We start from the raw sequence: 22,775 nt of genomic DNA, 5'->3' as shown, positions 1-22,775 counted from the left end.
GCGGTCGTTCGACGTTGTGACAGGATGTCACGGTTTTAGTCGAACTTCCGAGTTCTGCGGTCGTTCGACGTTGTGACAGGATGTCACGGTTTTAGTCGAACTTCCGAGTTCTGCGGTCGTTCGACGTTGTGACAGGATGTCACGGTTTTAGTCGAACTTCCGAGTTCTGCGGTCGTTCGACTGTCAGTAGATCCAAATACCGGGGTGTCAAAATTGGAGAGTTGGAAACGCAATTTGTACATGATGTGTTTTGTGCAGTTTGGAGCAGGCATCAGCCTTAGTTTCATGTTTTCCTTCATCCCGCTTTACCTGCCGCATCTGGGGATTACCGAAACGCACCAGGTGGCCAAATGGTCGGGCGTATTGATTGCGGCGGCCCCTTTTTTTGCTGCTTTGATGGGACCCGTTTGGGGGAATCTGGGCGACAAGCATGGTCGCAAACTGATGGTGCAGCGCGTATTGCTGACCAATATTTTCGTAGTGCTGTCAATGGGGCTTGTCACAAACGTCTATCAGCTCTTGCTGTTACGGATTTTGCAAGGGATGCTGGGCGGGTTTCAATCTGCCGCGATCGCGATGGTCACATCGCTTGCTCCAAAAGAAAAGACGGGATATGCGCTCGGTGTTTACCAAACGGCGCAGATTGTCGGCACCTCGTCGGGACCGTTTATCGGCGGACTGTTGGCAGATATTTTTAACTACCGGGTACCGTTTTTTGTAATGGCGTTTGTGACGCTGGCCTCCTTGTTGGTGATGATGACACAGGTAAAAGAGCCTCCCCGGAACATGAATGAACAGCAAAAAAAGATGTCGTTTCTCCAAAGCTTGTCCGCCATTGCCCATATTCCCGGCTTATGGCCGATGGCATTTATTAATTTTTTAATCCAGTTTGGGCTGATGATCGTGACTCCGATCATACCGTTATACATCAAAGCGTTATCCGACTCGAACGATTATGTGGCGACCGCTACCGGTCTGATTCTGGCGCTGTCCGGCGTTACCGCCGCCATTTCATCCATGACGGCAGGCAGATTAGGGGATCGTCTCGGGCACCATACCATCCTGATCTTACTGTCGATTGGGACGGCTGTCATGTTTGGTCTGACCGCGTTGACCACCACGATTCTGGCGTTTGGTCTGACACGTGTGCTGGCCGGTTTTTTTATCGGCGGTTTGATGCCTACCAGCAATGCGCGAATATCAAAATTTGTAACGGATGAACAGCGCGGCATGGCATTCGGCTTTACTACCAGCATGACACTCATGGGTACGGTGGTGGGGCCGATGGCGGGAGGATGGCTGTCAGGGTTGATTGGCATCCCAGCCACCTTTTATGCAACAATGGGGATGTTTCTGGTGTCTGCCCTCTGGGTTTGGTTCAACCATCAGCGGCCACAGGAAAGGAATGCTGCCGCTTGATTGATACACATTACCATCTGGATCAATTGGATGAAGCGATATTGGAAGAAATGTTGGCAAGCGCAAAAGCGGGCGGAGTGACGGCGGTAGTGGCGCCCGCTACAGGCGTCTCCTCTGCGAAACGGCTGCTTTCGATTGCCAAACGATATCCTCAATTTGTCAAAATCGGATTTGGCATGCATCCGGAGCATGTGGCCGAAAGGTGCTTGCAGGCGGCAACGGGATCGCCAGATGCCGCAATAATCCAGGAAATTGAACAGGAATGGCAAGCTTTAAAGCGGTTGGTCCATACCCATCGTCAGGAAATCTGCGCCATCGGCGAGATCGGGTTGCCTTATTATGCATTGCCAGCAGACGGTAGGGCGCCGCAAGACATACCGTCTGTCTGTTTCGAACTGTTCGAATCCCAACTTTTGTTGGCCAAACAGACGGGGCTGCCGGTGATTTTGCATGCAGTACACCAGATGGCGCTTCCCTGTTTGTGGAAGCTCTGTGAACATCAAATTGAAAAAGCGGTTTTTCATTGGTTAAAAGCGCCGCCTGAAACGGTTGCGCAGATTGTGGAAGCCGGATATTTTATATCTTTTACTCCTGAAACGGTCTACCGCGAGCGCAACCAGCGGATTGTCATGCAGGTTCCGCTTGCGCATATGCTGCTGGAAACGGATGGACCTTGGCCATACGACGGACCGTATCAGGGAAACCTGACACACCCGTTATGGATTCGGGAAGTTGCTGCTGTGGTGGCTCGGTTGCATGGCGTATCTACGGATGAAGTGATTTCCATTACGTCCGCAAACGCGGCTCGATTTTTCCAAATAGGAGAGGAATGATCAGATGGGGCTGATCTACTATATGTTATTGATGTCCACCAGTGTGCTGTGGGCGGGAAATTTTGTAGCAGGCAAGTTTTTGGTAGGTCATGCCTCCTCGCTGACGTTGACCGATATGCGATGGGTTTTCGGCGTTTTGCTGCTGGTTCCGATTGTCTGGGGGCGGGAAAAAAAACTGCTGCCTCCCAAACAGGCGTGGTTGCCTTTAGTTTGTATGGGGCTGACAGGGGTTGCACTGTTTAATCTGTTTCTGTTTCTTGCGCTGGAGCGAACATCGGCTGTCAACGTAGGGCTTTTGTCCGCGTTGAATCCGGTTGCAATCGCGATCGCTTCTTTTTTTCTATTACGTGAAAAATTGTCCGGCAGCCAACTGGCAGGTATGGCGGTCTCGCTATTTGGCGTGCTCGTTGTGATTTCGCATGGTGAACCGGAACGCTTGCTGCAACTCCGTTTTAATACGGGAGATCTGTTTATGCTGGCAGCGGTTGGATTATGGGGGCTGTACTCGGCAGCCGGACGAAAAGCGATGCGCTATGTCACTCCTTATATGTCCACCCTTTGGATGGGGATTTTTGGTGTTCTGGCGTTGCTTCCGTTTGATCTGGCCAACTTCCATCTGGAAAATCTCAACACTTCCTTCTGGCTTGCTACTCTCTACGTATCTGTTGGTGGCACTGTGTTGGCCATGGTGTTTTGGAATATTGGCGTACAGCAGGTTGGGGGTACAAAATCCGGTATGTTCCTTAACTTTAATCCGGTATTTACCGTCATATTGTCGTACCTGTTTTTGCGGGAAAGCGTTACGACAGTATTTTTGATCGGCACCGTTTTGGTGATTGCCGGTGTCTATTTGTTCACCGCAGTGAAACGGTCAGCATCGCAAACGGCAGACGGAAACGTGATTCCGGCTGTGCAAGCAGTCGAACAAAACGCGGAACAGAAGAACGTATCCCGTTGATGAGCAGTTGTTGTGAATCAAAGGTGTGAATCAATTGGCGAACATTTCATGACAGAGGGGAAAAAAGGCTCGTACGTTGTGTATATACCCACAATGTAGGAGCCTTTTCAAGTTGTTAGATATCCATCATGTAAGAATCTTTTCAAATGGAATATCTTTTGTCAATCCGGGACATAATTTCCATGATTATGAAAAGGGTGACTTTCATGGAAAAACGGTTACGGTTTTGGCGGAAAAAGTCTAAACAGCAAGAGACGATGGCTCCCTTAAAAGAGGCGATTGAGCCTTCGGAGACGATGGACAACAATTTATCGAAAGAACTGAAAACGAACCAACAGGTTTTGAAAGATACTTTCCGCAATTGTTCTGACATTATTTTTCGCGAGTTGACCCTTGATGACGGTGTGGACGCACTTTTGATTTTTGTGGACGGGATGGTAAAGTCCGCAGAAATACATGAAAACGCACTTCAACCGCTTTTGTTCAAATTGGCAAAAACAGGTGTTTCGGACATAACGCCAGACATTGTAGAAGATAGTGTACTCTCTTTGTCCCAAGTCTCTCACGTAAATTTGTATTCAGAAGTAGTGGAAAATGTTTTAACAGGGAATGCGACTCTATTGATCAATGGCTATTCAGAGGCGCTGGTACTAAATGTAAGAGGCGGTACTCGGCGTTCTGTAGAAGAACCCGAGACCGAAAAAGTGATACGAGGCCCCCGCGAAGGGTTCACTGAAAATCTGCGGACCAATACCGGACTGATTCGGTTCAAAGTGAAGTCTCCTCGTTTAAAGACGGTGGCCATGACAATCGGTGAACACACCCGAACGAACGTGGTTCTTGCTTACATGGAAGGCATTGCGGACTCAAAAGTAATTGACGAAGTCAAAAACCGGTTAGAGTCCATCCATATCGATGGAGTTTTAGAAAGTGCATACATAGAAGAATTGATTGAAGATCAACCGTATTCTCCATTTCCTCAACTGCAAAATACGGAACGTCCTGACACGGTAGCCGCACAATTATTGGAAGGGCGTTTTGCCATTTTTGTGGATGGTACTCCTTTTGTGTTATTGGGTCCGATCACGTTTTGGCAGATGCTTCAGGCTAGCGATGATTATTATGAACGCTACATGATGGTGAGCTTGATACGCCTGTTTAGATATCTGTTTCTGAATCTCGCACTCTTTTTACCCGCTTTGTACATTGCAGTCACCACCTTCCATCAAGATATGCTACCAACCAGTCTTCTCCTCAGCGTCGCCGCTGCCCGGGAAACGATTCCGTTTCCCGCCATTGTGGAAGCATTGATTATGGAAGTTTCATTTGAAGCACTAAGAGAAGCCGGGATCCGTCTGCCCAAGGGCGTGGGCCAAACGGTGAGCATACTGGGCGCAATTGTGATCGGACAAGCGGCGGTACAAGCGGGCATTGTATCAGCCCCGATGGTCATTGTAGTGGCCATGACCGGCATTGCATCCTTCACCATTCCCCGTTACAACCAGGCGATTGCGATTCGGCTGCTTCGCTTTCCGCTGATGTTTTTAGCGGCAACATTTGGACTTTTGGGTATCGTGCTTGGCTTTGTCTGGATCGCGGTTCATCTTTGCAACTTGCGGTCATTCGGTGTTCCTTATCTGTCCGGTGTTGCACCTTTGAAGACGGATGAACTAAAGGATATTTTTGTTCGAGCACCGTGGTGGAAAATGGAACTCCGTCCCACATCTTTCTCTCATCGTGACCGGAAACGGATGGGAAAACAGATGAAACCCTCTCCACCACGATCAGCGAGGTGACGTCAGGTGCAAAAAAAAGCCTTGTTGCTTTGTATGGTACTTCTTGGCTCCGTTTTACTTACGGGGTGTTGGGATCGTAAGGAAATCAATGATGTGGCCTTCCTGGTTGGGACTGCGATTGACAAAGAGCCGCCAGACAAATTTCGCATTTCGGTTCAGATTCCACTCCCAGGCCAAATGGGAGGTGTTGTCGGCGGCGGCGGAGGAGGAGGAGGGGGAACCAGCGGCGACAAACGCTGGTATGTGGACTCCGTTTTGGGCATGAATAGTCGCGATGCAGTTGCGAAACTGCAGAGAGCAGCTTCCCGTCAGTTGTATTTTGGTCATCAACGAGTCGTCGTCGTCGGGCAAGATATGGCCAAAAACGGCGTGGAATCCATCCTGGATGCATTCGCACGGGTCCCCCAAAAACGTCTGACCGCTTTTATGGTGGTGGCAAGAGGCGCCGCGCGAGATGTCTTGAATGCGAAAACTCCCATGGAGCAGTTTCCATCCGAAATGATTCGGGAACTGGCACAAAGTTCGATGAAGAAGCCTCGAACCTTAAAGCATGTCATCGAGACGATGGTGTTGGATGGAATCGATCTGGCTCTTCCTGTGGTGGATGTCTACAAGACACGACCTGGCCCGGAAGGAGAACCCCGGACCAATATCAAAATCGTTGGATTGGCAGTGTTTAATAAACGAAATCAGTTAGCGGGTATTTTGACCGATGAAGACGCTTCCGCCGTCCTTTTGGCAATGGATCAAGCGAAAACTCCGACCCTAACGATTGAAGCACCGAAGAGGCACGGAGAAATTTCAGTCGAGTTTCCCGAAACGAAGTCACAGGTAACTCCGATCTTTTCGAAAAACGGAATCATCATGCGAATACAGATTGTAGCCCGTGGCACGATCACCGAAAATGAGTCGTTATACGATACTTCCCGAGATGCAAATTTATCGATTTTGGAAGAAGAAGTCGCCAAAAAACTAAAACAAAATATTGAAAAAACCGTCAAGGATCTGCAAACCGTCTATCATTCCGATCCGATTGGATTTGGGGATATGATTTATCGCAGAAATCCTGATGAATGGCAGCGACTACGCATTGACTGGGAGAAACAGTATGCACAAATGAAAGTTCGGGTTGAACCAATGGTACACATTTTGCACACGGGAATGGCCACGAAACCGATTGGCCGTCGACAGGGAGAGATGCAGGAATGATTATGCTGGTGCTGCAAGTTGTAGGCGTAACAGGCGTTATTTTACTCGTTGAATGGCCACAATTAAGACAAGCTTCCAAAACAACCCGTTGGATCACGTTCGTTTTACTTGGAATTAGTGGCTTTCTATGGGTGTATGTATTTCGTGTTATTCATTTCCTTCGCCCGGCGGATGTGCTGGAGAGAATGCTTAAGCCTTTTAATCCTTTCAATTAAAGGAGGTAACCTAAGTTGGAGCAAATTTCCGAACGCCAGCTCATGATGGTCGGTGTCAGTTATGTTCTCGTTGTAACATCGTTGAGTTTGCCTGCCCAAATTATTGGGGTTGCCAGGCAAGACGCATGGTTAGCGTATTTTCCCGCCATGATAGTTGCTATAGTTTCCCTATGGCTTCTGTCGATCGTGTTGAAGCGTTTTCCGAAGCAGGATTTGTTCGAGGCGATGATTGGACGCTTTCGGGTATGGGGGCGAGTAGTGGCTTTTCTATACGTCCTGTTTTTCTTTTTCGTCCTGTTGCGCGACATTCGGATATTTGTCGATTTTATCAATACGGTCCTACTGCCGCAAACACCAGTGATTATCATATCGGTTCTGATTTTTTTTACGGTAGCAATAATCGCACGTGGGGGAATCGAAATTGTGGCACGAATGACTGAATTGTTTTTGCCGATTTTGATTGCAGTGATTCTGATCATTCCGATTGTAACTGTAAAAGATTTTGAATACCATTACCTATTGCCGCTGTTCGAAAATGGACTGCTTCCGACGTTAAAGGGGAGCTGGCTAGCGGTTTCGTACTTAGGCAAAATCATGGTTCTCCCTCTAATATTTTCAAACCCAACATTTCGTTTTCGGCAAGGATTCTACGGTTTAGTGCTCGGGGTGCTTCTGCTGGAAATACTGATTGTACTGGACATACTGGCGTTGGGGAATAATCTGTCCGCCCATAGCGTGTACCCCAATTATGAAATGGTTCGCCAAATCCGGCTGACCGACTTTTTGGATCGGTTTGATATCTTGATAATCGGCATTTATATGCCTGCGATGCTTACGAAAATCAGCGTTAGTCTTTACGTCGTGTGTCACGGTTTGAAACGTATACTGCCGGACGTTTCTGTCAAATTGTTAACGACACCGATTGCAGCGTTCGCCATGGTTTGTTCGTTTTGGTTTTTTAAAAATACGATTCAATTGATGGATTTCAATATATCCTGGACTGCACTGGCGTTGGTATTTGAGTTATTCATTCCGATCCTGCTTTTCTTCGTTCTGAAACCGAAGAAAAACAAACAGCCATCATTACGAAAAAAAGCCAATGCAGCCTGAGTTGTTTTCTTTACAATTCGAATCGCTCTGCGATATGGTGGATTTGATCGGATACGTCACGCAGGCGTTGCGTTTGTTCTTGCACTGCCGCTGCTGCCTGGTGCTGTGTTTCACCCGCCGCAGCCACTTCCTGTGCGGAAGAAGCGAAATTGGAGGAGATGTGGCTTACTTGTTCGACTTTTTCTTCCACGCGGTCGATCTCGCGAAGAATTTCCTGCATGATGGATGCGGTGCGCTCGGTCTGGCCGACGGCAACGGACGATTTTTCATTCAGTAGCTGCATCAGGGAACGAAGTTCTTCCAGAATAGACAAGCCTTGCTGGACTTCCTGCTGTTCAGATTTGACGATCTCTGAAGTTTCGTGAGATTTTCGAATAATGGTCCCGGCCATCTCCATCACGTTGGAAGCCACTTCGTCAGAACGGACGGCCAATTTGCGCACTTCATCGGCGACAACGGCGAAGCCTCTGCCTTCCTGACCGGCCCGGGCCGCTTCGATGGCTGCATTTAACGCCAACAGATTCGTTTGTTCCGCAATTTCCCGAATGTCCAAAATCATCCGCTCGATTCCGGTTGCTTGCGTTTCCAGTTCCTGCATGGCAGTTTGGGCTGTCAAGCTGGCTTTTTCGATCTGGTGCATCTGCTTGAACAGTTCCGATGTTTTCTCTGATCCGCGCAGGGCCGATGACTCCGCCTGCTTTGACGACTCGCTTGTCAACTTCAGTTCGCTGCCTGTCTGCCGGATTTTTTGGTTCATTTCTTTCAAAATAGCGACTGTTTCTTCCACCAAACGGGTTTGATCGAACGAGCCGCTGCTGATTTCCTGTAAACTGGCGGACAACTGTTGAGAGGCGGAAACCAGTTGATTGACCATGTCCTGCTGCGCCTGGCTGATCGACTGTGTGGAAAGCGAAGCATCTTGCAGGACTTTAATGATCGAATGCATCCCTATTGCCAGTTTGTTGATTTCAAATGACAATTGACCCAATTCATCACGTCGTTTCGTTTCGGCGCGAACGGTCAGTTTTCCGGCGGAGACCGCTTTCGTTACGGATATCCAGTTTTTCTGGTTTTTCATGAACGTTTTGAATGTAAACAGGCTCATCAGGACGGTCAGAAGAACGATAAGCAGGGTGATCCACAATTCCGCATGAAGCGATTTGCCAAACCAAATGCCAAATACTCCTGCCAGGGCAGGCAAACTAAATGTGCCGAACAGTTTCCAGTAATAGGAGAGGGGAGGGATGACGGTTCCCAAACGGAGACTATAACAGGGCTTGCCCTCAACCATAACCGGATGGGCAGTATCCAATAAAATCTCCCCTGTATTGCGATGATATACCCATGTAAGCGGTTTCGTTGTTTGCGCTGCTTTTAGTTCGGGCGGGGTGTTAAACCACATCCCTTCCCGCAGGCGATTCGTATGTATGACGCCAAGTCCGTCAGGGGTGACAAGGACAAAATATTCATCGTTATCCAACAGTTTGTCATAAATGGCACGGAGCTGAGGCGTCGCCTCCGCCAATGAAAATGTACGCAACAAACGTTCCGTTTCGGCAACCGCTTGTTGGACTTTTTGCAGCGATCTTTTTGCACGTTTGCTATTTGTGTTCATAAAAGGTCACCCTCCCGATGCATAGACACATTAGCCTAATCTATTTTATAGTTCTGCATGCAATGTGTAATATCCTGTATGTTTTTGTATATTTTTTAACTTATCTGACGATGGCGGTAAAGATAAAGAAAACTCCGCTGTATGCGGAGCCGGTGTTACATTCCAATATATTTTGCGTAAAGCGTTTTGGCCAAAGCAGGATCGTCAGTACCTTGCACCAGCACACGCCCGTCGGGGAAAATCACCATCCGCTGTTCGCCCGGTTCGAAACGCAGCAGGAATTTGTTGCGCTCCACTTTTCCCAAAGGCGTCAGCCTGTTCTCCAGTAAGTCAAGATTAAGAGCGAGCCGTTCAGCAGGAACGATCTGAATGGTGTCGCGTCCACACAAACTGGTTGTTTCCGTGCCGGAACGGGGCTCCAGATATTCGAACTGTTTTTTGCCGCAGCAGGGACAATCCGCTCTGCGCGCGTTTGCCACATTGATTTCGGTCAGGTAGTGATCCCAGATCGACAGATTTAACATGGAAGGCCGCAGCGATTCTGTATCTCCCACCAGGATTTTCATCGCTTCCACCGCCTGGAAGGAGGCCACAATATGGATCAACGGGCCAATCACTCCCGCTGTGTCGCAGGTTTGCGTAGTGCCAGGGGCGGGCGCCGATTCAAACAGACAGCGCAGACAGGGCGTTTCTTCCGGGAGTATCGTCACCGTCATGCCGTGTGCGCTGACACCGCCGCCATATACCCAGGGAATATGATGTTTGACACACACATCGTTAATTAAAAAGCGAACTTGAAAATTATCGGTGCCATCCAGTACAAGATCAACGTCAGCCAGCAGCTGTTCCGCGTTTTGCCAGTTTAAATCGGCAATCACAGGCTCAACTGTAACCCCTGAGTTGATCAGGCGAAGTTTGTCGGCTGCCGCTGCGGCTTTTGGCAGTCCCAATTTGGCGTCCTGTTCATCATACAGCATCTGTCGTTGCAGATTGCTCGCTTCGACGAAATCACGGTCAATGATTCTTACGTAACCGACACCGGCCCGCACCATATGGTTGGCGAGCACGGTTCCCAACGCCCCCATACCGACAATGGCCACTTTGCTGTCAAGCAGTTTTTGTTGGCCGGGCTCACCGATGGGAGCAAACAAAATTTGTCTTGAGTAGCGTATACGATCCATTTTCTCCGTCCCCCTCAGAATTTCCGAATCAGGACTCGAGCGGATTTGCCAGTGGATTCCACGGGCCCTGTTGATGGCCCTTCCATTCGGAACCGTCCTCCCATACTTCCTTTTTCCAGATCGGAACGATTTGTTTCAAACGTTCAATAGCGTAGCGGCCGGCTTCAAACGAAGCGGCCCGGTGCGGCGTTGCTACCGCGATGATGACAGATGCTTCCTCAATGTCCAGTTTGCCGATCCGGTGACTGATGGCCACTTGCGTTCCGGGCCATTTTTGTTCGATCTCGGTCGCGATTTCGGCCATTTTGCGAATCGCCATTTCCGGATAGGCTTCGTACTCCAGATGGATGGTTCGTTGGCCCTGTGTAAATTCACGGACGGTGCCGACAAATGTAAGAATCGCTCCCGCGTATGGATTGGACACTTTTTTAATGATGCTGTCTGCCGACAGCGGTTCGGTTGTGATTTCAATTCTGGGATTTTCGCCAGACCCGCCGGAAACAGGAGGAATTACTGCCAATTCATCACCCGCTTTGATGATGACAGAGGGATCGGCGTACTCCTGATTCACCGAAAAAAAACTTTTGCCAAACAGGTCGGCTGCCTGTGGGAATTCCTCTTGCAGTTTCGAAATCAGATCTTTCACAGCAGACCCTTCCGGCAGATCCACCGTGTGTTCGCGCTGTCCGGCAGCTTCCGCCACACCGGCAAAAAAACGGATTTTGCACAACATTTAGTTTCACCCCGAAAAAATAACTTAAAATAGGCAGGAGGAATCAAAGGCGTTATGGTATAATACTTATTACAATAAAGTTTTTGGTTCCGTTTGGCAACACGTTTTGGAACCGCATCTCCGAATCTGCCGTCCTGCCACAGAAGCTTCTGTTTTTGTAACGGATTGCAGATCGATAGGGATACAGGGGAAACGCTGTGTCCTCCCACCTTTGGAAAGGAGATTAAAACAATGGAAATGTTAGAAATGGTGCCAGAAGCGAGCCGGCCTCAAACACTTACGGACAAGTTTGGCAGAAAGCATGATTATTTGCGGATTTCATTGACAGATCGGTGCAATTTGCGCTGTGTCTACTGTATGCCGGCAGAAGGCATGCAGTTTATGGAAAACGACAAACATCTCACGTTTGATGAAATCGAATCGGTCGTTCGTGTGGCGGCAAAATTGGGCGTGCGCCGCCTGCGGTTGACTGGCGGAGAACCGCTCGTCCGGCCGCGTGTGGAAGAGTTGGTGGCACGTTTATCGGCAATCCCTGGCATAGAGGATATTGCGCTGACCACAAATGGCATTTTTCTTGCACCAAAAGCGCGCGCGCTGAAAGAGGCCGGGGTGACGCGAGTCAACATTTCACTTGACTCGATGAAGCAGGAACGGTTTGCCTCGATTACGCGCGGCGGTAATGTAAACAAAGTATTGGCCGGACTGGAAGCCGCTTTTGAAGTCGGTTTTCATCCGATTAAACTGAACGTCGTTTTAATGAAAGGGTTTAACGATGACGAAGTGGATGATTTTCTCCGCCTGTCGATCGAACGGAACGTTCATATTCGCTTTATCGAATATATGCCGATCGGCCATGATGACGATGGGTGGCGCAACCTGTACCTGTCGCTTGACTATGTGAAAGAACGCTGCAAGGCGCTTGGATTGCCTCCGACCCCTGCACAAGCGGTGTTTGGCAACGGACCGGCCGAGTATTTCCGGTTACCAAACGCGAAAGGCACGGTGGGACTGATTCATCCGGTGAGCGACCACTTTTGCGAAAATTGCAACCGGCTTCGTTTAACGGCGGATGGGAACATCAAACCCTGCTTGTTTTGGCAGGACGAATTTAATGTACGCCGCTATATAGGCAACGATCAGGCGTTGGAAGATCTGTTCTTCCGTGCCCTTGACATCAAGCCGGAAAGCCATGAAATGGCAAAGGTTCTGTTTGGCGAAGACCTCAGCCATGAACCGACCGTTCGCCGCATGTCGCAGATTGGCGGCTAACAGAGACAGGGTGGCCGTCTGGCACACATTAAACGAATGGGTGGCTGTGAATGAACGACGAATTGACTCACTTTAATGAACAGGGCCGGGCCCACATGGTGGACGTAACGGATAAGCGGCCGACCGAGCGGACGGCTGTCGCATACGGAAGAATTGTGATGCAGCCGGAAACGTTATCGCGTATCCAGGCGGGCACGATGGCAAAAGGAGACGTTTTGGGGGTCGCACAGGTGGCAGGTATAATGGGCGCCAAGCGGACGTCTGATTTAATTCCGATGTGCCATCCCCTGCCGCTGACAAAGGTCGACATTCGGTTTGAAGCGGTGCCAGAACAAAATGCTATTGATATTTACGGTACCGCGAAAGTGACCGGTGTCACAGGGGTCGAAATGGAAGCGTTGACAGCCGTGTCTGTGGCCGCTCTGACGATTTATGACATGTGTAAAGCGATTGACAAGGGGATGGAAATCCAGACGGTTTGCCTGTTGGAGAAATTGGGCGGCAAAAGCGGGCATTACAAGCGTGACGGAGGGAATCAACTATGAAACTGCGGCTAGGAGTAGCCGTTTTTCTTTTATTTACGGCATTTATTTTATCATCCTGTGCACCGCAGCAAAGCACGGGACAGTTTCCCGACAGAATTTCCAATCTGGAACGGGTGTCGACGGTGTTTAGTGCGAACGTTACTGGATTGTCCGGATCGGACAAACAGTATGAGATTCGTTTGTTCACAGATTCCGGCTCAATGGATCGTTTTTGGCAGGGGGTTCTGGATCCGTTCACACAAACACTGGGGGTATCCACCAAACCCACTGACCTTGATTTTAACACGTATGACTACCTGGTAGTGGTCAGTAAGCCGAAAAGTAAGGCGATCAAATTTCAGATCCAATCGGCGTCACAGGATCCGGACGGCAATCTGCACATTGCGCTGACCGAAACGAGACCAGATATTCATACGGCAGATGCAGTGCGTGAGATTCAAATGTACCGAATACTGAAAACTTTTCATGTGAAAGATGTTGAACTGGCCAAGATTGATACGGTAAACCCAAATGCCACACATTGAGCGGAAATCTGCAAAACAGCGGGGCTTCTAAAGACCCCGCTTTGTTTTGCATGTTGCGTTCCGCCGACAGATGCAAATGCGGAAACGAGTGTCGGAAGGAGAACCCTAGTCCGTTACACCGCCACCTTCGTTAAGCATTCGGTCTGTCCCCTCAAATGTCTTCCAGGAAATCTTCCGAATGGCTTTGTTCTGGCTGCCAATCGCCTGCTGTTTCCGAACCGAGCGGTAAGTTGTTCGGGTTCATGCAGATTCCCCTTTCCGACTTGATTTTCCACCAAAGCTGCAAGTGAGCCTGGCTCAAAAAGTATTCTGTATCGTTTTGTATGAAAAATATTCTGGAAATCCATACTAATTGGGAGAAATCGCCAGAATCCAACAGGAAGGAAATGGAGCGCGTGACGATTCTTCCGAAATGGGCCCCAAAGCAACACATTCGGATTACGGGCCCGGTGCGCAGCGATCTGAAAACGAAACGTTTGATTCCCCGTTTGCAACCGGGGGATATTGCCGTTTTGGCGCATGAAGATATTGACGAAATGGCGGCAAGAGGTTTAATTCAGGCAAAGGTTTCTGCGGTGGTGAACACTCGCTGTTCGATCACTGCTCGGTACCCAAATCGCGGCCCGCTGCTGCTGTTGCAAGCGGGTATCCCGCTGCTGGATATGACCGACCTGGGGGATGATGAACGGCCTGATCTTCTCGACTTTGTACAAGACGGGGATCCGATGACGATTCTGGACCGTTCGCTTTATGTATGTGACCGCTATGTGGGGCAGGCGGAGATTCTGACGAAACGGGAGATCGTCCTCCGAACGGCGATTGCAAAACAGAATGCGGCGAAAGAACTGGAAAATTTTTTGGAAAATACGCTGCAGCATGCCAATAAGGAAAAATCATTTTTCCTGGGGTCATTGCCGACTCTTAAACTGCGAACTGCAATCGAAGGCAAGCATGTACTGGTTGTGGTGCGGGGGAGTACCTACCAAGCGGATTTGCGCACGATTTCGCATTATATAAAAGAACAGAAACCGGTGCTGATCGGTGTGGACGGGGGCGCGGACGCATTGCTGCAAGCCGGTTTCCAACCTGATTTGATCATCGGTGATATGGATTCGATTTCAGATCATGCGTTGAAAAGCGGAGGCGAACTGATTGTCCATGCCTATCTCGACGGACGGGCGCCTGGATGGGCGCGCATTCAGAAATTGGGACTCCATGCGCACAAGTACCCGGCCCCCGGAACGAGCGAGGATATTGCCATGCTGATCGCACATGAAGCGGGAGCCGAGTTGATCGTAGCAGTCGGCACGCACACCCATATGATTGATTTTCTGGAAAAAGGGAGACGAGGAATGGCGAGCACACTGTTGACCCGATTGCGGGTGGGCCCGAAGCTGGTCGATGCAAAAGGGGTGAGCCAACTGTACCAACAGCGGATGTCCTGGACTGCTTTGGTGTGTGTCGTGTTGGCCAGCATGCTGCCAGTGGCCGTTTTGGCAGCTGTCAATCCGATCATACGAAATATCCTTCGAATTATTTACTGGCAGATGAGATTGGCGTTTTCATGAGGGGGGTGCTGCCGTGATTGGCTTTCGCTACCACGTGGTGACGGTGATCTCCGTTTTTATGGCTCTCGGAATTGGAATTTTGCTCGGCGGGGCTGCGCAAGATCTGTTCCCCGCCCAGCAGGCGGTCTTATTTCAACGATTGGAAGAAAAATATTATGCCTCCCAGGCAGAGAACGTGAAATGGAGCCGCAAGACCAGAGATCTGATGAAGCGAAACGAACAGTTGGAAGATGTGCTGAAACAGTTGTCACCCTCTTACATTAGAGGAAAGTTAGCCGGGAAAAAGATTATCATGGTGCAGTTGGAAAAAGGGAATTTTGAAAAAGTTGGCGATTGGCTGGAGATGGCCGGCGCCGAGGTGCAAGCGGTCGTCAAAGTAAAAGGACCGAACGAACTGCTTACTCATGCAACTCTCCCCGTATTGGCGCGAGGCCTCGGCACACCGGATGAAACGAACGGTGGAACGCTATTGGCCCATTCGGCACAAGTGCTGGCCAACAGTATGACAGGGTTGTCATCAGGCGATTGGCCGATTTTTTTGCAGAAGCAAGGGTGGATTGATATGCAGGGGAGATTGGATGAGAAACCGGATGCCGTCTTGATTCTCTGCAGTGAATCGGAGCAGGAATCGACGAGATCGGATTTGTTTGACATTCCGTTTATTAAAGAACTGCAGAAACAAAAGATCCGGATCGTTGGAGCGGAGCGTTCAGACAGCGAATTGTCTGTCATTTCGATATACCGCAGATTGGGTGTTCCGACGGTTGACAATCTGGATCAGATGAGCGGGATGATTTCGATCATTGAACTGTTGAGAGGACAGCAAGGCAGTTACGGTGTCAAGCAAACTGCCGACCAACTCGTTCCCGACTTGCGTATCTAAAGCGCGAGCTCCAATCTAAAAAGCGAGCTTTTGATTCTACAGGTCAGACGGAGGTGGATCGAATGAAAACTGGAGTGGTTGTACCCGCCTATAATGAAGCAGAATCTATTGCAGAGACGATTCGGTATATCCGAATGTTGCCGGAAGTGGATGAAATTTTGGTTGTGGATGACGGCTCGTCTGACAAGACGGCGTCGGAGGCGATTCGGGCAGGAGCCCGGGTCGTTTGGCATCAGCAGAATTTTGGCAAGGGGCAAGCGTTGAAAACGGCATTTCAATCGATACAAAGCGAAATGGTCGTACTGCTTGATGCGGATATAAAAGAAGGGGCGCTGGAGCTCCGCAAACTGATCGATCCGGTGCTGCGCGGGGACGCCGATATGACGATTGCGGCGTTCCCGCCAGCGGTGGGCAAGCAGGGGTTCGGGATTGTCAAAGGGGTGGCAAAATGGGGGATTTATCGGACAACCGGATTTTCGGCGCATGCGCCTTTGTCCGGTCAACGGGCGTTTCGTAAAGAGCTGATTCAACATTTAAACCTCGCAGACGGATACGGGGTGGAAGTGGCGATGACGATTGACGCACTGCGGGCGGGCTATCGGCTGCTTGAGGTTCCGGTCCATATGAAAAATCGGGAATACGGCCGAACGTGGAAAGGATTTTGCCACCGTGGCAGACAGTTTGTTCATATTTTGCGAGCGCTTTTGGAACGCGGGAACGATCCGTATTGGGAAGTTCCGGAGGACTCTTCGACCCGTATGAAGGAAAGCGATGGCATATAATATGGCGGGCTGGATCGGTTGTTTGACAGCGGCTGCCGGATTCACTCTGGGAGCCGGTTTTACGCGTATGCTGCTGCCCCCTTTTTGCCGCATGCTGGAAAAGTCGGGGTGTGTACGGCCCAACTATCGGGGAGAGCGAATTTCCACCGGGTCGGGAGCCGTTTTGATTCTGGCATTTCTGTTAACCGTTTGCTTGCTTGTACTATTCGAAAAATGGAGCGGTTTTCCGGCCCTGGCCGATTCGGAGGACAGCGAGCCGATGCTGGTGCTGGCGTTTGGCATGGGGTTTCTGGGAATCCTGGACGACACGGTGGGGTCGCGGGAAGCAAGCGGATTGAAAGGACATGTAATGAAATGGATCCGGCACGGCGAACTGACAACAGGGCTATTGAAAGCAGTCGGCGGTACGGTACTGTCTTTTCTGATCGTGATGGATGGAGTGGATGAATCGTTTCGATGGTCCATAGGCAATCTGCTTTCGATTGTTGTGGATGGATGTGTGATTGCGTTACTGGCAAATTGGATCAACCTGCTTGACGTTCGACCTGGCCGAGCGTTGAAGGGGGCGATGGGCAAGCTGATTTTGCTGCTGTTTGCCGTGCCGAGTGAATTGACCGTTTTTCTGCTGGCCATTTTCGGTACAATGGTCGCCTATTTACCGGCCGACATACGAGCCCGGACGATGATGGGGGATGCAGGATCCAATTTTTTGGGAGCGATGATCGGATATCTGGTGGTTCGTTCTTTCGATTTGCCAGGCACTGTCACCGTGCTGACCGCATTGCTGGCTGTCCATCTGTATACGGAAAAACATTCTTTGACCCGTGTGATTGAACGGACCGGCTGGCTCAATTGGCTGGATCGGCTGGGACGGAAAGATGTTCGGATGGAACGGGACGACCTGGGTCTGGAAGAGACCTTGCAGGAGCAGGCGCGTTGACGGAACGCGCTTTTCGTTATTTCGATTCCTGCTGCTGCCGCTGTCTTTTCTCCTGCTCTTTTTTGATTTTCCAGACTGGCTTGCGGACGCGGCCCTGTTTTTTATCGCGATAAAAGAGGAATCCGCCCAAAAAAGAGAGGCCACCGACCATCAGGAAGGAACCGATCAAAACGCGCCACCAGATGATGGCAGAAGGATCGGCGATTTTATCCATGACCGCAACCCGGATCAAATTGAGACCGTACCCCGCCAATAAGAATATTCCAATTAATATCAGCCATGAAATCAATCGAAGCATCAGATACCTTCCTTTCCAACGCCTTCACTATACCGCAACTTGCTCCGTTTGTAAAAATGAAATTGGCGCCTGGTCCAAAATGTAAGGCGGCTAACTCGACATATTCTGCGAATAGGATTATGATGGAAGCACGATAGGTTTCTGATTGTCAGTCGGAGGTGATTCGTTATGGAAGAACTGAACATTTTGCCTAATGAAGAAGAGCGGGAAAAACCTTTGCGGCGACCCGAATGGTTAAAGATTCGTTTAAATACAAACCAAAACTTTACCGAGTTGAAACAGTTGATGCGCGGCAATCGGCTGCATACCGTATGTGAAGAAGCGCGCTGCCCGAATATTTTCGAATGTTGGGCGAACCGGACAGCGACCTTTATGATTCTTGGTTCCGTCTGTACGCGGGCATGCCGATTTTGCGCGGTGACAAGCGGCTTGCCGACCGAACTGGATTGGGAAGAACCGAGCCGTGTGGCCGAATCGGTCGAAGTAATGGGATTGCAGCATGTGGTAGTTACTTCTGTGGCGCGCGATGATTTGCTTGACGGGGGAGCGGCTATTTTTGCCGCAACCATCCGGGCAATCCGGGAAAAACGGCCGTTGTGCTCGGTGGAAGTGCTGATCCCCGATTTCCAAGCCAATTGGGACGCTCTGAAGGTGGTAATGGATGCCCGTCCCGATATTTTGAACCATAACGTGGAAACGGTCAGACGTCTGTCAGACAAAGTTCGTTCGAAAGCCAAATATGAACGTTCGTTGGAAATGCTTCGCCGCGCGAAGGAATTGCAGCCGGACATCCCCACCAAGTCGAGCATCATGCTGGGAGTTGGTGAAACGTTTGAGGAAGTCCTGCAGACGATGGACGACTTGCGGGCGGTCGACTGCGATATTATGACAATTGGCCAATATTTGCAACCGACCAAGAAACATCTGAACGTCGTTCGCTTTTGGACGCCCGAGGAGTTTGCATTGTTAAAAGAAGAAGGTATGAAACGCGGTTTTAAACATGTCGAATCGGGACCGCTGGTGCGCAGTTCGTATCATGCACATGAACAGGTGCAGCATGCGGAAGCGAACTCCTGATTGTTGCTCATGCACACGAGTCCCTCGTATCTGCGGGGGGTTCTTTTTTCTGCGCCATTTCCGGAAGCGGCCCCGCTCGTCCGCTTAGCGTCAGAGCCAGTAAACGCCTCCGCGTTCACTTAAACGGCGTGCTCCGTAGAGCTGTTGGCTAAGCAGACAGGGTAGCCTTGTCTTCCCATCCTTCGGAACGGGATTACAGTGATCTTTAAAAAGCTTTTTTACGCGAAAAGGGGGCGTTTAGGTTGACGTTGCAAAATTGTAAAGTGATCGATCTTGGCACTATCGAGTACGGTGCTGCTTTTCAGTTGCAGAAAGAGGCAGTCCAGGAAGTAATGGACGATTCGGGCAAGGCCCGTGTTTACCTGTTGGAGCACCCCCCTGTGTATACCATTGGACGGTCCGGCACAGAGCAAAATGTGCTGATCGGTACGCAGCAAATGGAGGAACTGGGCATTTCCCTGTTTGAAGTAGACCGCGGCGGAGATGTTACGTATCATGGGCCGGGACAGTTGGTCGGATATCCGATCCTGCCGTTGGATCGCTTTGGAAATGATGTTCGCCGGTACATTCGCATGCTGGAGGAAGTGGTGATTCGGATGCTGTCTACGTACGGCATCGAGTCCGGGCGAATTGCTGGAATGTCAGGCGTCTGGGTGGGGAATGAAAAAATTAGCGCCGTTGGTGTAAAAGCGACCCCGGCAAAAGACGGCAACCGGTTTATCAGTTCGCACGGGTTTTCCCTCAACGTGAATCCAAATATGGATCATTTCAGTTACATCATTCCCTGCGGGATTACAGACAAAGGGGTTACGTCGATGGAGAGACTGCTTCATACTGAGGTGTCAATCGATCAGGTAAAACAGCGATGGGTGAAGTCGTTCGAAGAAGTATTTGAAGCAACGTGCAAGTTTGCCGATTGATCTATGAGGGTTAACGATTTTTCCCGCGTTTTAAAAAATAGATTTGTTTCTCGTTTTCGTTTGTTTTTTGCAACAGAAATTGCTTGAGAGTGTCAGATCGTGGACGGCCAGTTTGATTTCAGCGACATCTTCTTTGAGGACAGCGACATCCCTTTGCAACCGGCGAACGTCAGTGGTTAGCCCGTCCAACTTTGCATTAGTAATCTTCTGGTTTTCCAGAACTGCATGTAAAACAACCGCCCATTGAGAGCGGTTAATCCATCGAACCAATATCTAATCGAATGGAATAAATTTTTTCCTGAGACAATCAAAACTCTGTTGTTCGATTCAACTTTTTATCAATATAGCCAATGATATCAAACCCTTGTTCAACTCTCTTGTAAAAATTGTTTCCGTAAGTATGAATGATTTTTTCTTTGAAATCCCCAACTTGAATTCCCTTTGAAGTTGAAAGAGACTGCTTTCATAAACAATAATTCGAATTTTCTTATCGCTGTTTAAGTTTGTCGCGATTTTCGTTTCGTCTTTCCATGTATAGTAATCAAAAAGGGAGTTGTTTCTATCTGCTGTTGGGGCAGGTTTCAGGTCACCAATGCTCTGATTCAGTGACAAATTTCCAGTTCTCTCCTGATCAGGCTGTGTAGTCTTCACGGTCCAAAAATGAGCATTACGAGGACCAAAATTTACATATAGTGTGTATGCAAAGTATGCTCCTATTTTGCAAGGAGCAACACCGCTCATTCGAATTTTTTACAACGAGAAAGATGCTCTACGAAGTTTCAGGTTTGTTTCGCTGACTGTAAGCAAACACGAAGAAACTAACATATTTTTCTTATTCGGCGTTGCGTTCTCACGTTCCTGGCTATCCAAGTAACGGAACCAAGTCAAATAATGTTGCAAATATTTTGTTGCTACGCCGTTGAATCGGTCACTCCTTTCATCTGAAGCTTCTGCAAGTCGTTTCAAGTCCTTTAAATCCATAGGTAAAACACTCCGTATCATAATTTATATCTATTAAATTACAGAACGCATGTTCCTGAACGTTAATTATCAACATTATAATTTAACATAGCCATTTTTTTAAAGACATCGTGTGACCTTTTTCGATGAAAAACGTATTACAAGGTGAAAGCGGGCACAAATCGTGCTACGAGGAGGTGACGGAGTGTTTTCTGGAGTTACAAAACGCGGCTGGGGGATTCGAAAAGCGGAACAAGCGGATACGACTGACAGATCCCGGCAGGAAGCGACGGAACTTTTTGCTTCTTTATATGATGAATATTTTAATAAAGTAAACCGCTATCTTCGTTATAGAATTGGAAACTACTGGGATGCGGATGATGTCACCGCAACGGTATTCAGCAAATCGTTTGAAGCCTGCCGACAGAAGGGGATTCCGGAACATTTCGGACCTTGGATTTTTCGAGTCGCTCACAATGCATATGTGGATTATCTGAGGACAAACGGAAGGTCTGTCAAGGCCGACCAGGAGATGCATGACCAACTATCGGATGGGGTTTGGGAAACAGAAGAAAAAGTGATCGCGAAAGAAAACGTGCAGATGTTGGACCAAATGCTGCGGCAGTTGCCCGATGAATACCGAGATGCGGTGTTAATGAAATATATTGCAGACTTAAAAATTTGTGAAATTGCGGTCGTATTGGAAAAATCGGAAGGAGCCGTCAAAACGCTCCTTTACAGAGCGATGCAAAAACTGCGTCAAAGTTATGCAAGAAACGGAAAGGAGGGAACGGAATGAACAATGAACAACGGGAGCAGGAAGACCACCTGCCTGACCAATTGATGCACGATTTGTCTGTGTTGCGTGAATCGATTCAAACGAATGAACTGCTGCGGGCGAAATTACGGAAAGATTTATTAAAAAATATTTCGGCTTCCTCCGATGAAAAACGCCTTGCCTTTTCACTCAAAAAACCGCTGCCTTTACAGCCGACAGTATGGGCTATATGCGGCGGCGTCTTGTTGACGCTGCTTCTAGTTTTCTACTACGGTCTGCGAGACCCAGCGACACAACTGCCAAAACAGGTCAAAATCACCCAATCACATCTATTGTTTACTGTACCATCTGACAGTCTGACAGGATCTGTTTCATGGGCCGCAAATAACCGCTTTCTCGCTTATGAGAACGGGAATACCATTTGGATTCATTCTGTAAATAGCGGATTTAACCAGGAACTGCTGTCCGCAGGCAGCGGAATCAGTTATCACGACCCTGATTTTTCGCCTGACGGAACGACCCTTGCAGTCAGTATAAAAGAGGCGAAACAGGCAAAAATCGGCCTTGTTTCATTCGGCACACGAGCTGTCCAGACGATCACTTCACCGCCTGACGGGTATGCAGATATTCAACCGTCTTTTTCTCCCGACGGAAAATATCTGGCGTTTATCCGAACCAAGATTGGCGACAATCCACTGGCTTCCCATGCGGATGGTGATTTGTGGATCGTGAAAACGGATGGATCGGATTTTCATAAAGTCACTTCCGACGCACTCGAACCGGTCTGGTCATCGGATGGCAAAACATTGGCGTTTTCCCGTCAACTCAAAGGGAATTCGAACAAAAACCGGGAGATCCGTATCATTTCGCAGGATGGTGCGGGAGAGAAGCGAGTAACCGATGGAAGATCGCCTGCATGGTCAGCCAACGGATCGGTATTGGCATACGTGGATTCCAACCTGCCGACGGAAACCGTTTGGGTGACGGATCGTAAGGGAGAAAACAAGGTTAAAGTGTCAACAGGACAGGATATGCGCCCAATCTGGACGGACATGGGAACGAGTCTGGCGATCGTGCAGCCGAATTCGTCGACCGGCAGCCTAATGTTTCAACAGTTTCAATTCGGTGGTGGAATAATACTTTCTGAAACGAAAGAGTGATG

General features: G+C 49.2%; 22 protein-coding genes and 1 riboswitch. Of the genes, 18 read left to right on the top strand and 4 right to left on the bottom strand.

Translation table 11 applies throughout. The features are described from left to right. The first annotated feature begins 213 nt into the window (after positions 1–213). The 7 genes from skT53_RS04320 (at position 214) to skT53_RS04290 (ending at position 7,540) form a co-directional block, all read left to right on the top strand. The gene (locus skT53_RS04320; protein WP_200759944.1) at positions 214–1,419 is read left to right on the top strand and encodes an MFS transporter; all 1,206 of its coding nucleotides are present in this window, start codon (positions 214–216) and stop codon (positions 1,417–1,419) included. Next, the gene (locus skT53_RS04315; RefSeq protein WP_200759943.1) at positions 1,416–2,252 is read left to right on the top strand and encodes a TatD family hydrolase; all 837 of its coding nucleotides are present in this window, start codon (positions 1,416–1,418) and stop codon (positions 2,250–2,252) included. Before skT53_RS04320 ends, skT53_RS04315 begins: the two co-directional genes overlap by 4 nt. Before the next feature lie 4 nt (positions 2,253–2,256). After that, positions 2,257–3,210, top strand: a complete 954-nt coding sequence (locus tag skT53_RS04310; protein WP_200759942.1) for a DMT family transporter — start codon at positions 2,257–2,259, stop codon at positions 3,208–3,210. Positions 3,211–3,467: 257 nt separating this feature from the next. Next, positions 3,468–5,006 carry a spore germination protein gene (locus skT53_RS04305; protein ID WP_200760866.1) on the top strand — a complete coding sequence of 513 codons (1,539 nt, stop codon included), beginning with the start codon at positions 3,468–3,470 and terminating at the stop codon, positions 5,004–5,006. Positions 5,007–5,012: 6 nt separating this feature from the next. Beyond that, a complete protein-coding gene (locus skT53_RS04300) occupies positions 5,013–6,215 on the top strand; it encodes a Ger(x)C family spore germination protein (protein ID WP_200759941.1) in 1,203 nt (400 codons plus the stop codon). Continuing rightward, positions 6,212–6,430, top strand: coding sequence for a hypothetical protein (locus tag skT53_RS04295; protein ID WP_200759940.1), 219 nt, complete (start codon positions 6,212–6,214; stop codon positions 6,428–6,430). The genes skT53_RS04300 and skT53_RS04295 overlap by 4 nt, the downstream gene beginning before the upstream one ends. A gap of 15 nt (positions 6,431–6,445) precedes the next feature. Further along, positions 6,446–7,540: a GerAB/ArcD/ProY family transporter gene (locus skT53_RS04290; protein WP_200759939.1), complete on the top strand. Its 1,095-nt coding sequence runs from the start codon at positions 6,446–6,448 to the stop codon at positions 7,538–7,540. A 10-nt stretch (positions 7,541–7,550) separates the two neighbouring features. Here skT53_RS04290 and skT53_RS04285 read toward each other — a convergent pair whose 3' ends face one another. The 3 genes from skT53_RS04285 to moaD all read right to left on the bottom strand — a co-directional run bounded on the left by skT53_RS04285 (position 7,551) and on the right by moaD (position 11,069). Further along, the gene (locus skT53_RS04285) at positions 7,551–9,155 is read right to left on the bottom strand and encodes a methyl-accepting chemotaxis protein (protein WP_200759938.1); all 1,605 of its coding nucleotides are present in this window, start codon (positions 9,153–9,155) and stop codon (positions 7,551–7,553) included. 155 nt (positions 9,156–9,310) lie between these two features. Further along, complete coding sequence (locus skT53_RS04280) at positions 9,311–10,336, bottom strand: ThiF family adenylyltransferase (RefSeq protein ID WP_200759936.1); 1,026 nt, start codon at positions 10,334–10,336, stop codon at positions 9,311–9,313. A 28-nt stretch (positions 10,337–10,364) separates the two neighbouring features. Continuing rightward, entirely contained in the window at positions 10,365–11,069 is a 705-nt protein-coding gene (gene moaD, locus skT53_RS18405; RefSeq protein WP_200759934.1) for a molybdopterin converting factor subunit 1, read from the bottom strand. A 106-nt stretch (positions 11,070–11,175) separates the two neighbouring features. Continuing rightward, a riboswitch (molybdenum cofactor riboswitch) is annotated at positions 11,176–11,307 on the top strand. Between moaD and moaA the strand changes: the two genes are divergently transcribed. From moaA to skT53_RS04240, 7 genes are all read left to right on the top strand, one after another. Beyond that, a complete protein-coding gene (moaA, locus tag skT53_RS04270) occupies positions 11,301–12,338 on the top strand; it encodes a GTP 3',8-cyclase MoaA (protein ID WP_226375331.1) in 1,038 nt (345 codons plus the stop codon). (Overlaps the previous riboswitch by 7 nt.) 50 nt (positions 12,339–12,388) lie before the next feature. Then, entirely contained in the window at positions 12,389–12,883 is a 495-nt protein-coding gene (gene moaC, locus skT53_RS04265) for a cyclic pyranopterin monophosphate synthase MoaC (RefSeq protein WP_200759933.1), read from the top strand. Then, complete coding sequence (locus skT53_RS04260; protein WP_200759931.1) at positions 12,880–13,407, top strand: hypothetical protein; 528 nt, start codon at positions 12,880–12,882, stop codon at positions 13,405–13,407. Before moaC ends, skT53_RS04260 begins: the two co-directional genes overlap by 4 nt. A gap of 395 nt (positions 13,408–13,802) precedes the next feature. Continuing rightward, the gene (steA, locus tag skT53_RS04255; protein ID WP_226375330.1) at positions 13,803–14,975 is read left to right on the top strand and encodes a putative cytokinetic ring protein SteA; all 1,173 of its coding nucleotides are present in this window, start codon (positions 13,803–13,805) and stop codon (positions 14,973–14,975) included. A gap of 13 nt (positions 14,976–14,988) precedes the next feature. Further along, positions 14,989–15,858 (top strand): copper transporter, encoded by an 870-nt coding sequence (locus tag skT53_RS04250; RefSeq protein ID WP_200759928.1) that lies wholly within the window; start codon positions 14,989–14,991, stop codon positions 15,856–15,858. Between the two features lie 62 nt (positions 15,859–15,920). Continuing rightward, positions 15,921–16,640 (top strand): glycosyltransferase family 2 protein, encoded by a 720-nt coding sequence (locus tag skT53_RS04245; protein ID WP_226375329.1) that lies wholly within the window; start codon positions 15,921–15,923, stop codon positions 16,638–16,640. Then, positions 16,630–17,580 (top strand): MraY family glycosyltransferase, encoded by a 951-nt coding sequence (locus skT53_RS04240; RefSeq protein WP_200759924.1) that lies wholly within the window; start codon positions 16,630–16,632, stop codon positions 17,578–17,580. The genes skT53_RS04245 and skT53_RS04240 overlap by 11 nt, the downstream gene beginning before the upstream one ends. A gap of 16 nt (positions 17,581–17,596) precedes the next feature. Here the strand turns inward: skT53_RS04240 and skT53_RS04235 are convergent, their stop codons facing one another. Then, entirely contained in the window at positions 17,597–17,878 is a 282-nt protein-coding gene (locus skT53_RS04235) for a DUF2627 family protein (protein WP_200759923.1), read from the bottom strand. Between the two features lie 168 nt (positions 17,879–18,046). Here skT53_RS04235 and lipA point away from each other — a divergent pair, with 168 nt between their 5' ends. The 4 genes from lipA to skT53_RS04215 all read left to right on the top strand — a co-directional run bounded on the left by lipA (position 18,047) and on the right by skT53_RS04215 (position 22,773). Then, positions 18,047–18,955 (top strand): lipoyl synthase, encoded by a 909-nt coding sequence (lipA, locus tag skT53_RS04230; RefSeq protein ID WP_200759922.1) that lies wholly within the window; start codon positions 18,047–18,049, stop codon positions 18,953–18,955. Positions 18,956–19,197: 242 nt separating this feature from the next. Next, complete coding sequence (gene lipB, locus skT53_RS04225; protein ID WP_226375328.1) at positions 19,198–19,875, top strand: lipoyl(octanoyl) transferase LipB; 678 nt, start codon at positions 19,198–19,200, stop codon at positions 19,873–19,875. 1,165 nt (positions 19,876–21,040) lie between these two features. Continuing rightward, a complete protein-coding gene (locus skT53_RS04220; RefSeq protein WP_200759921.1) occupies positions 21,041–21,634 on the top strand; it encodes an RNA polymerase sigma factor in 594 nt (197 codons plus the stop codon). Beyond that, positions 21,631–22,773: a TolB family protein gene (locus skT53_RS04215; RefSeq protein ID WP_200759920.1), complete on the top strand. Its 1,143-nt coding sequence runs from the start codon at positions 21,631–21,633 to the stop codon at positions 22,771–22,773. The genes skT53_RS04220 and skT53_RS04215 overlap by 4 nt, the downstream gene beginning before the upstream one ends. Positions 22,774–22,775: the final 2 nt, after the last annotated feature.

Source organism: Effusibacillus dendaii, assembly GCF_015097055.1.
GTDB lineage: Bacteria > Bacillota > Bacilli > Tumebacillales > Effusibacillaceae > Effusibacillus > Effusibacillus dendaii.
Note: the sequence above shows the minus strand (reverse complement) of the source record. Positions and strands in the feature narration are given on the sequence as shown.

Coding starts and splice junctions, on each gene's coding strand:
- skT53_RS04305 (WP_200760866.1), top strand. CDS start 3,468: ATGGCTCCCTTAAAAGAGGCGATTGAGCCTTCGGAGACGATGGACAAC.
- skT53_RS04260 (WP_200759931.1), top strand. CDS start 12,880: ATGAAACTGCGGCTAGGAGTAGCCGTTTTTCTTTTATTTACGGCATTT.
- skT53_RS04295 (WP_200759940.1), top strand. CDS start 6,212: ATGATTATGCTGGTGCTGCAAGTTGTAGGCGTAACAGGCGTTATTTTA.
- skT53_RS04280 (WP_200759936.1), bottom strand. CDS start 10,336: ATGGATCGTATACGCTACTCAAGACAAATTTTGTTTGCTCCCATCGGT.
- lipA (WP_200759922.1), top strand. CDS start 18,047: ATGGAAGAACTGAACATTTTGCCTAATGAAGAAGAGCGGGAAAAACCT.
- skT53_RS04235 (WP_200759923.1), bottom strand. CDS start 17,878: ATGCTTCGATTGATTTCATGGCTGATATTAATTGGAATATTCTTATTG.
- skT53_RS04310 (WP_200759942.1), top strand. CDS start 2,257: ATGGGGCTGATCTACTATATGTTATTGATGTCCACCAGTGTGCTGTGG.
- skT53_RS04245 (WP_226375329.1), top strand. CDS start 15,921: ATGAAAACTGGAGTGGTTGTACCCGCCTATAATGAAGCAGAATCTATT.
- moaA (WP_226375331.1), top strand. CDS start 11,301: ATGGAAATGTTAGAAATGGTGCCAGAAGCGAGCCGGCCTCAAACACTT.
- moaC (WP_200759933.1), top strand. CDS start 12,389: ATGAACGACGAATTGACTCACTTTAATGAACAGGGCCGGGCCCACATG.
- skT53_RS04215 (WP_200759920.1), top strand. CDS start 21,631: ATGAACAATGAACAACGGGAGCAGGAAGACCACCTGCCTGACCAATTG.
- moaD (WP_200759934.1), bottom strand. CDS start 11,069: ATGTTGTGCAAAATCCGTTTTTTTGCCGGTGTGGCGGAAGCTGCCGGA.
- skT53_RS04285 (WP_200759938.1), bottom strand. CDS start 9,155: ATGAACACAAATAGCAAACGTGCAAAAAGATCGCTGCAAAAAGTCCAA.
- skT53_RS04240 (WP_200759924.1), top strand. CDS start 16,630: ATGGCATATAATATGGCGGGCTGGATCGGTTGTTTGACAGCGGCTGCC.